Annotated in this window: 12 protein-coding genes and 1 pseudogene; 7 read left to right on the top strand and 6 right to left on the bottom strand. The window is 49.1% G+C overall.

The features are described 5' to 3' along the window. Positions 1-93: 93 nt before the first annotated feature. From DESTI_RS20235 to DESTI_RS20215, 5 genes are all read left to right on the top strand, one after another. The gene (locus tag DESTI_RS20235; RefSeq protein ID WP_014811840.1) at positions 94-969 is read left to right on the top strand and encodes a branched-chain amino acid ABC transporter permease; all 876 of its coding nucleotides are present in this window, start codon (positions 94-96) and stop codon (positions 967-969) included. 3 nt (positions 970-972) lie between these two features. Then, positions 973-1,971, top strand: coding sequence for a branched-chain amino acid ABC transporter permease (locus DESTI_RS20230; RefSeq protein WP_014811839.1), 999 nt, complete (start codon positions 973-975; stop codon positions 1,969-1,971). Between the two features lie 112 nt (positions 1,972-2,083). Further along, on the top strand, positions 2,084-2,896 hold the full coding sequence (locus tag DESTI_RS20225; protein ID WP_014811838.1) for an N-acyl homoserine lactonase family protein: 813 nt from the start codon (positions 2,084-2,086) through the stop codon (positions 2,894-2,896). Positions 2,897-2,955: 59 nt separating this feature from the next. Further along, complete coding sequence (locus tag DESTI_RS20220; protein WP_014811837.1) at positions 2,956-3,882, top strand: beta-keto acid cleavage family enzyme; 927 nt, start codon at positions 2,956-2,958, stop codon at positions 3,880-3,882. Positions 3,883-4,427: 545 nt separating this feature from the next. Further along, positions 4,428-5,489, top strand: a complete 1,062-nt coding sequence (locus tag DESTI_RS20215; RefSeq protein WP_014811836.1) for an ankyrin repeat domain-containing protein — start codon at positions 4,428-4,430, stop codon at positions 5,487-5,489. On the opposite strand, the pseudogene DESTI_RS31895 reads toward DESTI_RS20215, so the two are convergent. Then, positions 5,484-6,851, bottom strand: a pseudogene (locus DESTI_RS31895) (IS701 family transposase). The gene DESTI_RS20215 and the pseudogene DESTI_RS31895 sit on opposite strands and share 6 nt — an antisense overlap. Before the next feature lie 323 nt (positions 6,852-7,174). Between DESTI_RS31895 and DESTI_RS20200 the strand changes: the two are divergent. After that, positions 7,175-7,456 (top strand): HU family DNA-binding protein, encoded by a 282-nt coding sequence (locus DESTI_RS20200; protein ID WP_014811835.1) that lies wholly within the window; start codon positions 7,175-7,177, stop codon positions 7,454-7,456. Positions 7,457-7,471: 15 nt separating this feature from the next. Continuing rightward, entirely contained in the window at positions 7,472-7,753 is a 282-nt protein-coding gene (locus DESTI_RS20195; RefSeq protein WP_014811834.1) for an HU family DNA-binding protein, read from the top strand. Positions 7,754-8,009: 256 nt separating this feature from the next. Here the strand turns inward: DESTI_RS20195 and DESTI_RS20190 are convergent, their stop codons facing one another. From DESTI_RS20190 to pnp, 5 genes are all read right to left on the bottom strand, one after another. After that, a complete protein-coding gene (locus DESTI_RS20190; RefSeq protein ID WP_014811833.1) occupies positions 8,010-8,585 on the bottom strand; it encodes a hypothetical protein in 576 nt (191 codons plus the stop codon). After that, positions 8,563-9,924, bottom strand: coding sequence for an IS701 family transposase (locus DESTI_RS20185; protein ID WP_014808181.1), 1,362 nt, complete (start codon positions 9,922-9,924; stop codon positions 8,563-8,565). The genes DESTI_RS20190 and DESTI_RS20185 overlap by 23 nt, the downstream gene beginning before the upstream one ends. Before the next feature lie 1,008 nt (positions 9,925-10,932). Further along, positions 10,933-11,199, bottom strand: coding sequence for a hypothetical protein (locus DESTI_RS20175; protein WP_014811832.1), 267 nt, complete (start codon positions 11,197-11,199; stop codon positions 10,933-10,935). Between the two features lie 114 nt (positions 11,200-11,313). Then, the gene (locus DESTI_RS20170; RefSeq protein ID WP_014811831.1) at positions 11,314-12,594 is read right to left on the bottom strand and encodes a M16 family metallopeptidase; all 1,281 of its coding nucleotides are present in this window, start codon (positions 12,592-12,594) and stop codon (positions 11,314-11,316) included. A gap of 21 nt (positions 12,595-12,615) precedes the next feature. Next, complete coding sequence (pnp, locus tag DESTI_RS20165; RefSeq protein WP_014811830.1) at positions 12,616-14,703, bottom strand: polyribonucleotide nucleotidyltransferase; 2,088 nt, start codon at positions 14,701-14,703, stop codon at positions 12,616-12,618. Positions 14,704-14,749: the final 46 nt, after the last annotated feature.

Genomic DNA, 14,749 nt, shown 5'->3' with positions numbered 1-14,749 from the left:
CCTACCAATTGCCGAGAAGTGCTTTTCGCAATTGGACACTGTTTATAACACTCGCTATTAAACGCAAACGGCCACAGAAGATTTCGGATCGCAATGAAAACTGTACTGGTGCTGCAATCTCTTCTCAGTGGGATCATGATGGGAGCAGTATATGCTCTCCTTGGGGTGGGGTTTTCTCTCACCTGGGGAGTGATGAAGGTCATCAATATAGCGCATGCAGCGTTCGGGCTCATAGCTGCTTTCATTGCGTACACGCTGCTCAATACGTGGAGAATCGATCCTATTGTATCTCTCGTATTCACGACTCCTTTTCTCTTTTTCGCTGCTGCATTCCTTTATCGGATCCTGATAAACCCGATCACCAGGGCCAAGGAAGTCATCGTGTCTTCTATGATACTCACTTTTGGCATGGCAATTATCCTGGAAAATCTGATGCTCGTGATCTGGGGACCGGACCCGCGACTCCTTACTACGTGGTACACGAGTAAGGTCCTCGTAGTTGGCCCGTTCTATTTTCAGTATCCCAGGGTGGCAGGATTCTTGATGGCCATGGCCGGCGTTTTGTCGATTCATTTCTTCTTGAAGAAAACCTATACCGGCAAAGCGGTTCGAGCCGCGTGGCAGCAGTCGGAAGCTGCGCAACTGTGCGGAGTCAATCTCAATTGGATCAGCACGATCACATTCGGACTTGCCGTTGCATCTGCCGGTGCCGGCGGAGTTGCCATGGCATTCCTGTATTCCTTTGAGCCCCATGCACACAACCTGTGGCTTGTGCACCTTTTTCTCGTGGTAATCGTCGGGGGAGTAGGAAACGTGCTTGGCACGGCGGCCGCAGGGCTGTTGATCGGAATAATCACAGGACTTTCCCTGGCGTTTCTTCCATATCAATGGGTGAACATCCTTACATTCGGTCTTTTGATGATAGTGCTCGTATTGAGGCCGCAGGGTCTTTTCACGAGTGAGGTGTGAACAGTGCCGGACAATTCTCCCAGTAAACGATATTGGGTATTTGCAGCAGTTTTCGTTCTGTTCTGCCTGGCTCTTTTCCCATGGCTCGGGCCGCCCGTTTATTTTGTCTCCTTCTTATTTACCGTCTTCATGTACATCGTTCTGGCAACATCATGGAATATCATCGGCGGTTACGCCGGCTACCTTTCATTCGGCCATGTGGCCTTCTTCGGGATTGGTGCGTATGCAACCGTGATGATGGCGAATCTCCTGAATCTTTCTCCCATCGGCACAGTGCTCGGCACAATTCCTTCAGGGGCAATCGCTGCCCTGATAGCTGTCATCATAGGTTATCCCTGTTTGGCACTGCGGGGGCCGTATTTTGCGGTTATCACGCTTTGTTTCGCCTTTGTCGTCCATTTGGCCGTCAAGAATTTCTCATTTTTGGGGGGAGCCGACGGCCTGTGGATCAAATCTATGGAACTGCCTATTCATGTGAGCCGGGCGATTCTGTTTGAGTTAATGCTCGGTTTGACGGTCATCACGCTGCTTGCGAGCATGAGGATTGCGTCGTCCAAATTCGGTGCAGGTTTGAGAGCGATCAAGGAAGACGAAGATGTGGCTCAGACTATGGCGGTAAACGCTCCGCGTCTTAAAATTCAGGCTTTCGCTGTCTCCGCCTTTTTTCCGGGAGTTGCAGGTGGAATTTTTGCTTACTATTTGACCTACATTCATCCGGATATTGTATTTGACGTAAATATATCTATTCTCATCGTTCTCATGGCATTGTTCGGCGGTGGTACATCGTGGCTGGGGCCACTGGTAGGAGCAACAGCGCTGACATTCATAAATGAAGGGCTTTCCACATTTGTAAAAGCCGAATTTGCACGAATTATCTACGGCTGTCTATTTATTGTCGTTATTGTATTTATGCCGAACGGCATTATCGAATTTTTCAAACCTCGGAAAACACTTCCCGAAGAAACCTCGGAAGATGTTGCTCAACCCGGCTCTGCTCCTTGAATTGAGCTGAATCGGTCATGAAAGAATATTTGGAATACTGAAGAACATTGTTCAATTGACCGTCAAGTAGAAAATCTCTGAAAGAAATACCGACCCTGAAAAGGAGAATGAAGTGTCCACCTGGGTTATTCGACCGCTGGTTTTCGGAACCATCGAGGTAAAAAAAGACCAGCTCACCGTTGGCCTGGATGCAGGTTTGCCGCTGGTTGTGCCGTATCTCGGTTTTCACCTTACAGACGGTTCCTGCAATGTGCTTCTAGATACAGGTATCAATTCAAAGTACATCGTGAACGGCAGGGCATGGGCCGGGAGTCCGGCGGAAGGTGGCGGACAATGGGTGATCGATTCCCTGGGCGGGATCGGTTTGTCTCCAAAAGACATTCAATACGTTATTTACAGTCACCTCCACAATGACCATGCCGGAAACTGCGATCTTTTCCCGGACGCGATTCACGTGTTTCAGGAGGCCGAGTGGAAAGAATTGCTGGATCCGCTCCCCTCCATGCGTATCCGGGGTGATTTCGATCAGAGCCTCATTCCCGTGCTGGAGAGCCTGAAATGTATGAAGCTCGTTGGCGATCTCGATTTCATGCCGGGTCTGCGTTTGATTCTCACTCCTGGGCATACAGCGGGAAGCCAATGCCTCATCGTTACCACGCTGGACGGCGATTATATCCTGGCGGGAGACACTATTCACGTCTTACCCATAGCGTTTCCCGAGATGACCGAGATGATTCTCATGGACGGTCGGCCGCTGCCCATTACCCCGGCTCCGAGGCATTGGGGACCGGCTGTGGCTTCGAGCCTCGTGTACGATCATTATGCATGGTTCAAATCGATATATCGCATTAAATCCTTCTTGCGGGATACGAAATTTCTGATCCCCGGCCATGAACCGTCAATTGTGACGAAAAAGTTTGGTTAACAAACCGCCATCGGGGTCCTCTCGGACTTCTAAGTTCGGCCTGCCGAAAGGAGCATCTCATGCAGAAGTTAATCATCACCGCGGCGATAACAGGTGCAGCTACCATTCCATCACTATCGCCTTACCTCCCTTTAACCCCAAGGCAAATTGCCGATTCAGCAATTGAGGCTTCTCAGGCGGGAGCTTCAATCGTCCATATTCATGCAAGAAGGCCCGAAGACGGTTTTCCGTCTGCCGATCCGGAGCATTTTCGCGAAATAATCACGAGAATAAAGCACAATTGTGATGCCGTAATCTGTATTACGACCGGCGGTTCGGTCCTCATGACGGTAGAACAAAGAGCCGCGACAATTCCCCTGTTTAAGCCGGAGATGTGCTCGTTCAATATGGGCTCCATCAATTTTGCTCTGCATACTTCTGCAAAACACATAAAAGAGTTCAAGTATCCCTGGGAACAGCAGTATCTCGAAATGAGCAAGGATTTCATATTCAAGAACACTTTCAAGGATTTTGAGTACCTGGCCAAAGTCACCCGAGAGAATGACACAAAAGCCGAACTGGAAATCTATGACGTCGGCCACCTCTATAACCTGGATCATCTTGTCAGCGAGGGATTGATGTCTCCGCCTCTGCACCTTCAGTTTGTTATGGGAGTACTTGGGGCAATCAGAGGCACGCCTGAAGACTTGACATTTCTTACCACCAAAGCTGAGGTACTTTTCGGAAAGAAGAACTTTACGTGGTCCGTAATCGGCGTAGGAGCTGCAGAGATTAACCTGTCCACCATGGCCATATTGATGGGAGGTCACGTGAGGGTCGGTCTCGAGGACAATATTTTCTTGAAGCGCAACGTATTGGCTAAGAGCAACGCTGAATTAGTGGAAAAAATCGCTAAACTGGCCGATATGCTGAACCGTGATATAGCAACTCCCAATGAGGCCAGAGAAATCCTTCACTTGAAAGGCAAAGAGAAGGTCAATTTCTGAACCGTCTTCATAGTAATACGGACTTGCGATCGAGATAGGTCTCATTTGGGGCGACAGCACTGACCTGCGCAGTCAGGTCAGTGCATTAGCATCTTGAATACAAAATCGTATAATCGGAATCTCATTCACATCATTTCGAAAATCGGGGAACCTCGCCAAAGACGGAGTACATTTCTGCCTTTTAGAATAATTGCCAAAATTAATGTCCGACTGAGGATAAGAGTATTGGTGGGGGCTGGCCTCCGTGCCGGCATATCTTCAATATAATAAATGATATCAATAGAATGGGCCGACAGGGACGCCGGTCCCCACTGATATTTTGAGTTAGAGCATGAGATAACCATCAGAATTTTTGGTAATCAGTTTAGAGAAATTCCCCGAACTCACCTCGAGCATTCCGGTCCTCGGTTGGACCGGTTTTTCTGCGGTGCAAGACTCGAATCGGCAAGTCAAGACACAGCATCTCTTTCCTTCACGAAATAAAACGGTTACAATTGTATCTGCTGAGAACAAGATTCGGCGACTAGTTCCGGTTAGGGCGTACCATGGATTACGCATTGATGAAAGCCGCTCAGAACGGCGACTGTGAAACAATCCGACTTTTGTTGACTCATGGCATGGACGTGAATGAGATAGACGACGTATTCGGGGTCACACCACTGACAGTTGCATCTTTCAGTGGACAAACGGAGGTGATTTCTCTCCTTCTCGAATATGGTGCCGGAATCGATTTGACGGACAGGCAGGGGCGAACCGCATTGATGCAGGCAGCTTTTCGCGGCCACAACGGAGCCGTAGAACTGCTCCTCGCCCGAGGCGCGGATATACACGAACCGGATCATGTGGGTAAGACGCCTCTCATGGAAGCGGCACGGGCGGGACACGTTGGAGTAGGGCGCATATTGGTCAATCATGGTGCCCAGCCAGACGATCTAGATCAATTCGGACGCACGGCACTAATATTCTGCGCACTCGAGGGCTACGGAGAATTTGCACAGCTTCTCCTTGATGCTGGCGCAGATCCCCGGATTTCGGACAAGAACGGCTGGACAGCATTGCATTGGGCGGTCTTTGAAGCCCACACGGATATGGTCCATCTTCTTGTGAGAGAGACCAAAATTGACTCGCGCGATAAATGGGGGCGCACTCCTCTTATGGTGGCAGTCCGTGAAAATCATATTGAAGTTGCGGAATGCTTGCTGTCAAACGGTGCCACAGCAGACGCTCCGGACAAGAATCAGCGCACGCCTCTCATTGTTTCCTGCTGCCACGGATTTCCGAAAATTGCAGAATTGCTGCTTTCATCCGGAGCCGACCCGAATGCACAAGATAAAAAGGGTCGCACTCCTCTCATGTTGGCGTGCATCAAGGGCCACTCCGAACTTGTAGAAATTCTGCTTTCTCACGGGGCAATGCCGGCGACTGAAACTCAGGACGGTTACACGGCACTCCTGGGTGCATGCGCTTTCGGCCAGACTCATATAGTGAAGCTGTTGATAAATAAAGGGGTTGATTGCAGGGCAGTGAATTCTTTGGGATATTCCGCTCTTCTCGTTGCCTCCAGGGCCGGCAAACAGGAGATTGTGAAACTGCTCATGGAGCTATAGTTTCGCGATTCTTGCATGGTCGAGTCCGCGCGTGGAGCGCGGGCCGTTGAGTTTTTCGAACTTATTGATTCGGCTGGCTTTCGAATAAATTCTCAGCGAGAAATGACTCCTTCGAGCTGCTGCCAGCATGTCTGAAAAGGTGAACGACTTTTTCCGGCAGTACCAGGGAGCCGGGTCGGCAACGAGGTTCTTTGCAGTGACGAATTGCCCAACGAACCAAAGCACTACAAAGCAGTAGGCCCAGTAAGCAAACATAGGGGCACGGGTTACCGAGGTCTCTTTCCGACACTGAGGTTCAGCCGCACCCAGGAGGTTCTTGGTCTCTCGATTGGTCATCTCAATGCTAAAGCGTGCAGCGTAGCGCTCGATAATCTGCTGTGGTGCAGCCTGAGGGTCCGTATCGAAAAACACCATATTGGCATGGTGGCCGGCCGGGTCATGGCACAACACGATCGAAAGAGGCTGTTGCCCTGCGCTATGATACCATAGCGCCGTGAACTGATGTATCAGGAGCTTAGTTTGTTTTCCATAGCAGAAGACCCTAATCTCATTCCACCCCAGATTGGGGTCCTGGAACATCGTTTCCAGGGAGGGCAGTCGAGCGCCTCTCTTGCGAGGTCTGCCCATCACTGTAAATGGAGCAGGTTCCAGCACAGCGAACAAAGCTGCATCCTTTCTCAGCCTCCCTGTAATGTGCACATTCTTTGGGTCGTGCTTTGAGGATGGTATCCCATCAGTATCCCAGGTCGAACACAATTTTTCATTCTTTTCTCCCCTCTTGGAGCCATGAATGAGTCAGATTTATAAGATCCAAATCCAAGTTCGGGTTTTGTCTTGTAGGGCAGGCTCTTGGGGATTAAACTTGGCCTTTGGCGGCCACCAAAGGCGGGCAGCGTATGGCAGACAAAACATGCGATCGCTGATGCCGGGAAGGCGAATCGCCAGTCCTATGATGACAAAGCACACTCCATACCCCTTTTGCTTAGTATGCTTTGGGAGTGAACCATCATGCTGCCAGCCCGCGCCACAGATCTTCTTGCCAGTGTGCTTGTTCAAGGTGTCGTCAATCACCACAAGGATCTCGATCCCTTCTGCAATCAGCGTTTCTACCAACATTCTGAAGACGAAATAGGAGACAAAGTCAGTCTCCCATCGTCCCTTGCCGAGGAATCGGTAGATGCTGGCGAAGTGCTTGGATTCATGGAGTCTCATGGTCAGAATCACCTGGCTGATAGTGTGCTTGCCCATAGTGAGCACCCAACCGACCACCAGCGCAACGAAGATACGGAAACTCGGTGCGCTGAAACACGCTCTGAAATGAATCTCGTCAATCCCGAACGGATCTGGTATAGATCTCTTCAACTGGCGTTCCTCCTTCCCAGAATCTTTCACAAAACCGGGTATGTGCGGAACGCCTTATTTTTTCAAGGATTATCTCACCATCTAACCGTCCAGAATACAAAAAGGGCGAAACTATAGCATGGAGCAAAATGCGCAAAAAACCTTGGTAAATTGATTGGCTTACGGGAGTGCTCAAAACCATCTGAGTACGTCATTGTATCAACTACCTTTTATAAAACATCCATTGGGGGTAAGAATTAAGCAGCCTTGACAACAAAGGTCGTTCCGGATAGGATGTTGCGCTACAATGGTCATTTGAATACTATTTATTTGTCGGAGGAATCATGACTAAGACTGATCTTGTCGCAAGAATGGCGAAGGACGCCGGTATCACGCAAAAAGCCGCCGATTCGGTTCTGAAAACAATTGTGCAATCGATACATGAAGCCTTGAAAAGCTCTGAAGGTCAAATCCGCATCCCCGACCTGGGCACGTTTAAAATCACCCAGCGCAAAGCCCGTACCGGTGTCAATCCCCGTACCGGTCAAAAAATGGAAATCCCCGCGACTCAGGTTCCCGGTTTTACGGCGGCCAAGGCCTTAAGAGAAGCTGCCAAAGGCGAATAATTAAGAGTGTACACCATGAACAAATCAGATCTCAGTGCAGCCCTGGCCAAGGACTTGAATATTCCCCTCCGAAAATCCGAAGAAATAGTAGAAGTGATTTTCGGCACGATGTTCAATGCGTTGTCAAACCATGATCGAATCGAAATTCGGGGATTCGGGTCCTTCGAGGTACGAGAATATGAAGGATATACCGGCAGGAATCCAAAAACCGGGGACAAAATCGTAGTGGATGGAAAACGTTTGCCTTTCTTCAAAGCAGGGAAAGAGCTTAGAGAGAAAATCTTCGAGGCAGAATAGCAAATTGCATACATCCAACCCGGAATATATCCAGAACATCCTGCAAGAACATCTTTCTTCAAACACCTTGTAAGATCCGAGCCCCATCAGGGGCTCGATCCACAATAATCTCACCTTTTGTTTATAGTGTTTCTAAGGTCTTAAAGTAATCCGATACCAGTATTGAGAGAGTATGATACCATTTCGCAGTTATGCACATAAGATAGTGAAGGATACCTCCAGCATCCCGGATTATGAGAAGAAAAGCGAATCAGCATCAAGATTCAATTTTATCCACTATGAGAGATACATTGGTCACGCACAGCCCGGATGACTCGGATACACAACATACTTCTACCTTAAGCAGTGACTGATTCAACTTCTTCTTATACGAAATGCTGAATGCGGCCCAGATACAGGTCGTTTTGACCGTTCTGCATTCGCGACCGGCCAGCAAATTGAAGTCCTTCGAATCGGCGCTTCCCAATTCCGAGATACATAGAGTATGCAGATCCTCGGGGTTAACCTGGTTGCGGAGGTCTACGAGCAGTGTTACCTCGGTCCCGGCAGGCAGAAATTTGTTCGACAGGTCCACAATCTGAGATAGATTCCCGTTCTTTGTAAGATGCAGTACCGACCGGCTACCAGACGGGCCCGAAACAAAATAATCATTCGATGACAGCACCCATTCGTCTGCACCCTTTGTAAAATCGGAGTTTTTGAGCAAATTTGCCCCTACACTCGGCCGGCAAGTCACTTCAAAACGGCAGCCGGTCTGCTTGGGATTGATTTCTTGCGCAGACGCAGCCTGATAAGCTTCATCACAGTACCTATAGTTTCGCGATTCTTGCATGGTCGAGTCCGCGCGTGGAGCGCGGGCCGTTGAGTTTTTCGAACTTATTGATTCGGCTGGCTTTCGAATAAATTCTCAGCGAGAAATGACTCCTTCGAGCTGCTGCCAGCATGTCTGAAAAGGTGAACGACTTTTTCCGGCAGTACCAGGGAGCCGGGTCGGCAACGAGGTTCTTTGCAGTGACGAATTGCCCAACGAACCAAAGCACTACAAAGCAGTAGGCCCAGTAAGCAAACATAGGGGCACGGGTTACCGAGGTCTCTTTCCGACACTGAGGTTCAGCCGCACCCAGGAGGTTCTTGGTCTCTCGATTGGTCATCTCAATGCTAAAGCGTGCAGCGTAGCGCTCGATAATCTGCTGTGGTGCAGCCTGAGGGTCCGTATCGAAAAACACCATATTGGCATGGTGGCCGGCCGGGTCATGGCACAACACGATCGAAAGAGGCTGTTGCCCTGCGCTATGATACCATAGCGCCGTGAACTGATGTATCAGGAGCTTAGTTTGTTTTCCATAGCAGAAGACCCTAATCTCATTCCACCCCAGATTGGGGTCCTGGAACATCGTTTCCAGGGAGGGCAGTCGAGCGCCTCTCTTGCGAGGTCTGCCCATCACTGTAAATGGAGCAGGTTCCAGCACAGCGAACAAAGCTGCATCCTTTCTCAGCCTCCCTGTAATGTGCACATTCTTGGGTCGTGCTTTGAGGATGGTATCGCAGCAGTATCCCAGGTCGAACACAATTCTCAGTCTTTCTCCCTCTTGGAGCCATGAATGAGTCAGATTTATAAGATCCAATCCAAGTTCGGGTTTTGTCTTGTAGGGCAGGCTCTTGGGATTAAACTTGGCCTTTGGCGGCCACCAAAGGCGGGCAGCGTATGGCAGACAAAACATGCGATCGCTGATGCCGGGAAGGCGAATCGCCAGTCCTATGATGACAAAGCACACTCCATACCCCTTTTGCTTAGTATGCTTTGGGAGTGAACCATCATGCTGCCAGCCCGCGCCACAGATCTTCTTGCCAGTGTGCTTGTTCAAGGTGTCGTCAATCACCACAAGGATCTCGATCCCTTCTGCAATCAGCGTTTCTACCAACATTCTGAAGACGAAATAGGAGACAAAGTCAGTCTCCCATCGTCCCTTGCCGAGGAATCGGTAGATGCTGGCGAAGTGCTTGGATTCATGGAGTCTCATGGTCAGAATCACCTGGCTGATAGTGTGCTTGCCCATAGTGAGCACCCAACCGACCACCAGCGCAACGAAGATACGGAAACTCGGTGCGCTGAAACACGCTCTGAAATGAATCTCGTCAATCCCGAACGGATCTGGTATAGATCTCTTCAACTGGCGTTCCTCCTTCCCAGAATCTTTCACAAAACCGGGTATGTGCGGAACGCCTTATTTTTTCAAGGATTATCTCACCATCTAACCGTCCAGAATACAAAAAGGGCGAAACTATAGGTACATGTTCCAGAGTCTGGTAGTATTCACATCCTGGCCACAGACAATGCGGCGGATACATGAGCACTGACCTATGACAAGTGCAGGAATGATGAAACTGACACCCAAGAACAATAGGAATAAAGATGAAGCAAGCCGGAAAGACAACCAAGTGTTAGGTTTAGTTTGATTGTTCTTACGAAAACTTTGTGAGATCCGGCGATTTAGTTGATTCCAGTAAAAAGCAATAAATGCGATGCAAGTCTTGCGTTTCATTTGTTGACCATCCTGGATTCCATTTTGGGTCAAAAAAAAACTGTACAAGAATGCCATAACGCGAACAAACAATTGGCTGAAACTGTTAAAGTAAATCACGGTACAATTTTCATGGGCAACCCGCTAATGGTTTTGCTGCAAAAAAACAAACGCCGTCTTCAATACAGAGAAATGATAAAATGACAAACCATTTCTTCAGTGATTCAGACAGAATCGCGCCACATACAAAAACCAACAGCTTCTCATAATGGAAATAAAAGATGCACCAAAAAATGTATGAGACTACGCCACACGCTCTCGCTTTGGAATTAGTGATTTCTTCTTCCAAAGGAATATTCTTATGGTAGTACTTCCTAACATGGAATGTTCAATTTGACTTCAAGAAAAAGAGCAAGAAAAATGCCACAATTCTCTCGTCTATTTCTCATCTGATTTCTCGGAGGAATGTTGTAGCCAGAGAATGGCTTCTTCTGGTGTTCTGGGCAAAAAAGACTCAAATCAGCCAAGGTTGGGGGCTGATTAGACCCAGCCACATTAAGGTTCGGCTAAAACAATATAAAGGCCCGCAGAAATGAACTCTCCGCCGGCTCAAAAATAGTCCATATGAAGTTTCTCAATCTCTCACTGTGCTGCACATCAATCAGGGAGAGAATACGATCCTGCCAAACGCAACCTGCATCGCGAATCGCATTCCTCTTCTTTGTCCCGGTCCCATTTCTCCTCACGCATGCAGTTTTCATAACAATTCTCGAAATCCCGACTCAGTCTACTATAACGAGCATCGGATTCCGCAGTATCACGCGACTTCATCCTCCAGTTTGCAAGTATGGTGAGAGCTAGAAAAGTGAAACCGCCAATGCCAAGAATGAGGATACTCACAATCAACAGGAGATTGTAATCCATGTCCTTCTCCTCTCGTTCACATCATGTTGTTCATTAGATGCACGGAGGAGCGAGGGGATTCAGCTTCTTTAATTATGTCACTTGCTACAAATACGAAAATTGTGAACAGCGGGGTTATTTTGCGGTGAAATATCCGAACAAGTCAGCATTCTTATCAACCGGTCCGAGAGCAACAAGTGTAAAACGGCAGTCTTCAATCATCCATTCAGCCGTATCCTGCAGTTCAGCGAAGGACACATCCTGTAGATTCTCGATAATCTCGTCGACCGGAACATGCCTGCCAAAATGATACTCGCTCTTGGCCAGCCTGTTCATCCTGGAATCAGTAGACTCCATAGCCAATATGAGGTTACCTTTGATCTGACTCTTAGCTGTGGCGACTTCGTCTTCCGTCAAATTCCGACATAAATCCAAGGTTTCCTTTCCCATGACGTTGAGAAGCTCTTCCAGATCGTCCGGATCGCAGCCCGCGTAAATTCCGAAAATCCCCGTATCCGAAAAAGCAGAGAGGAAAGAATACACGGAATAGGCCAATCCGCGTTTTTCCCTCACTTCCTGGAAAAGCCTTGAACTCATGCTTCCGCCGAGAATGGTATTCAGGATGTATCCTGCATGTCGACGCTTATCGACAGCACTGGGAGCCTTCATCGCCACGCATACGTGCACTTGCTCTAAATCGCGTTCCTCCACATAGGCAGACGCGTCGATCTTTGCCTCTGTTTTCGATACAGCCGTCTTCAGCGGTGCAAATTGCTGCAAATGGGAATTTACCAGCTCGACAAAGCATTCATGTTCCAGATCTCCTGCGGCACATACGAGTGTTTCGTCGGGGGTGTAATACGCGTTCTTGAATCCTACCAGGGTATCTCGATCCAATCGCATGACGTTCGGTACAGTCCCAAGAATAGGTTGTCCGATAGGATCGTCTCTCCAGAATCGTATGCCGAGAATCTCGTGGACCAGGTCCTCAGGGCTGTCTTCCAGTTGATGAATCTCCTGACAGACCACGTGTTTTTCGCGCTCGATTTCATCGGCAGGAAATGAAGCATTCAGAAATATATCGCTGAGTAGGTCGACAGATAGTTCGGTATTTTCGTTGAGCACGCGACAGTAGAACGACGTCATCTCTTTACTGGTGAAAGCATTGAGCACGCCCCCCACGGAATCGATTTCCTTTGCAATGGTAAAAGCTGTGCGTCTCTGGGTTCCTTTAAAGAGCATGTGCTCTATGAAATGACAAATGCCGTTCACTTCGGGATACTCAAAGCGAGAACCCGAATGAACCCAGATCCCCATGGACACTGACTGAACGTACGGAACGGTCTCCGTGATGACACGGACACCGTTATCCAGAGTTGTCTTTTTATATGCGAATTCGTTGTGTTTGGATTTCAACTGAGAGGTTATATCCTGCCCCTAAAAATCGGGAGTTTCGCCGATGGCGTCTTTTCTTGAGAGTTTAATTTTTCCGTTTGGATCGATTCCTATTACTTTTACCGGGAAAGAGTCCCCTTCTTTGACGACGTCTGTCACTTTACGCACACGTTCCGGAGCCAATTGGGAAATGTGCACCAGACCGTCCGTTCCGGGAAAAATCTCGACGAATGCTCCGAAGTCGGTGACTTTCCGGACCGTCCCCATATAGATTTTCCCCATTTCCGCTTCCTGGGTAATTTTCTGTATGGCGAGTTTCGCCTGAAGAGCGCCATCGGAATCTGCCGAGGCAATCACCACTTTTCCGGTATCGTCCACTTCTATCTTGGTTCCGGTCTCTTCCTGAATTGCCCGGATGATCTTTCCACCAGGTCCGATAATATCCCGAATCTTATCCGGATTAACGAACATGATGAAAATTCTCGGAGCATGTCTGGATATCTCGGCTCTTGGTTTATCGAGCGTCTTGGCCATTTCGCCTAAAATATGCAGTCTACCTTCTTTGGCCTGGTACAGAGCCTCGGTCAAGATTTCACGGGTAATCCCTTGAATCTTGATATCCATCTGGAGGGCAGTTACGCCTGTCGTTGTCCCTGCCACCTTGAAATCCATATCCCCGTGATGGTCTTCATCACCGATGATATCAGAGAGGATGATGATTCGGTCGTTCTCCTGAAGAAGTCCCATGGCTATGCCTGCCACAGGTTCCAGGAGAGGAACTCCCGCGTCCATAAGCGACAGGGAGGCACCGCATACCGTCGCCATGGAACTGGATCCGTTGGATTCGAGAATCTCGGATACGACCCTGATTGTATAGGGAAAATCTTCGTCGTTCGGCAGCAGGTACTGAATTGCGCGATCCGCAAGCGCTCCATGGCCGACTTCTCTGCGAGACGGCCCCCTGAGAAACTTCACTTCCCCCACGCTAAAGGGCGGGAATTTATAATGAAGCATGAAAGACTTGTAACTTGCTCCTTCAAGAGCTTCCACTTTCTGCTCGTCCGAAGAAGTACCCAGAGTCACGATGACCAAAGCCTGAGTCTCACCTCTGGTGAACAAAGCACTTCCGTGAGTTCGGGGAAGCGTTCCCACCTCAGTTGTGATGGGACGAATCTCTTTGAAGCCTCGACCGTCTACGCGGACGCCTTTCTCGATAATCAGGTTACGTATGTACCTGCCTTCAAGCTTCTCCAGGTACCCGAGAATCTCCAGACGTCTGTGCTCGGCATCTTCTACGGATGACAGGATTTCATCATAAATTTGATTGAGAGCATCGCGTCTCGGTAGTTTCTCGCGTATGGTAACAGCCTGACCGATCCTCTCTCCCCAGGTGGCGATTATTTTCTCAATCAGCTCACTGTCTTCCGTAGGGGCAACGATTTCACGTTTCGGCTTACCGGCGAGCTCCCTGAGCTTCTCCTGGGCTTCGACGATCTTGAGGATTTCATCGTAAGCTTTAAAAATAGCCTCGAGGATCACCTCTTCAGGCAATTTGTCGGACCCGCCTTCGACCATCACGATTCCCAGACGAGATCCCACCACGATAAGACTGAGATCCGAATAGGAGTCTTCCAGGCTGGTAGGGTTGATTATGACATTGCCTTCAACCCGTCCGACGCGAACTGCACCGATGGGTCCGGCAAAGGGGATGTCGGAGAGATGCAGAGCTGCCGAAGCTCCGTTAATGCCCAGCATATCCGGATCGTTCTCTCCGTCCGACGAGAGCACGGTGGCAATAATCTGCGTTTCCGCGGTGAATCCTTTGGGGAAAAGAGGGCGAATGGGGCGATCGATGAATCTTGCAGTGAGGATTTCCTTCTCGGTAGGGCGGCCTTCCCGTTTGAAATAGCCTCCGGGGATCTTACCCGCGGCATAGGTCATTTCCAGGTAATCCACAGTGAGGGGAAAAAAATCGATTCCTTCACGGCCTTTTTTTTCTGCGACCGCAGTAACCAGCACCATAGTCTCCCCCGTGCTGGCAAGAACTGCACCGGAGGATTGCTTGGCGAGACGCCCGGTTTCGAAAACAATTTCTTTTCCTGATACGTTACAGCTTGTCCTATAGACCATATTATTGACGATCCTTGATTTACTATATCTTTGTAAACAACGCCTG

Origin of the sequence: Desulfomonile tiedjei DSM 6799 (assembly GCF_000266945.1) — a bacterium.
In the GTDB taxonomy this organism is placed as follows: Bacteria; Desulfobacterota; Desulfomonilia; order Desulfomonilales; family Desulfomonilaceae; genus Desulfomonile; species Desulfomonile tiedjei.
The sequence above is the reverse complement of the archived record's forward strand: the minus strand, read 5'-3'. Positions and strand labels throughout refer to the sequence as shown.

Bases quoted from the DNA above. Each gene is read 5' to 3' on its own strand.
- DESTI_RS20195 (WP_014811834.1), top strand. From the start codon at position 7,472: ATGAACAAATCAGATCTCAGTGCAGCCCTGGCCAAGGACTTGAATATT.
- DESTI_RS20190 (WP_014811833.1), bottom strand. From the start codon at position 8,585: ATGCAAGAATCGCGAAACTATAGGTACTGTGATGAAGCTTATCAGGCT.
- DESTI_RS20175 (WP_014811832.1), bottom strand. From the start codon at position 11,199: ATGGATTACAATCTCCTGTTGATTGTGAGTATCCTCATTCTTGGCATT.
- DESTI_RS20220 (WP_014811837.1), top strand. From the start codon at position 2,956: ATGCAGAAGTTAATCATCACCGCGGCGATAACAGGTGCAGCTACCATT.
- DESTI_RS20215 (WP_014811836.1), top strand. From the start codon at position 4,428: ATGGATTACGCATTGATGAAAGCCGCTCAGAACGGCGACTGTGAAACA.
- DESTI_RS20235 (WP_014811840.1), top strand. From the start codon at position 94: ATGAAAACTGTACTGGTGCTGCAATCTCTTCTCAGTGGGATCATGATG.
- pnp (WP_014811830.1), bottom strand. From the start codon at position 14,703: ATGGTCTATAGGACAAGCTGTAACGTATCAGGAAAAGAAATTGTTTTC.
- DESTI_RS20200 (WP_014811835.1), top strand. From the start codon at position 7,175: ATGACTAAGACTGATCTTGTCGCAAGAATGGCGAAGGACGCCGGTATC.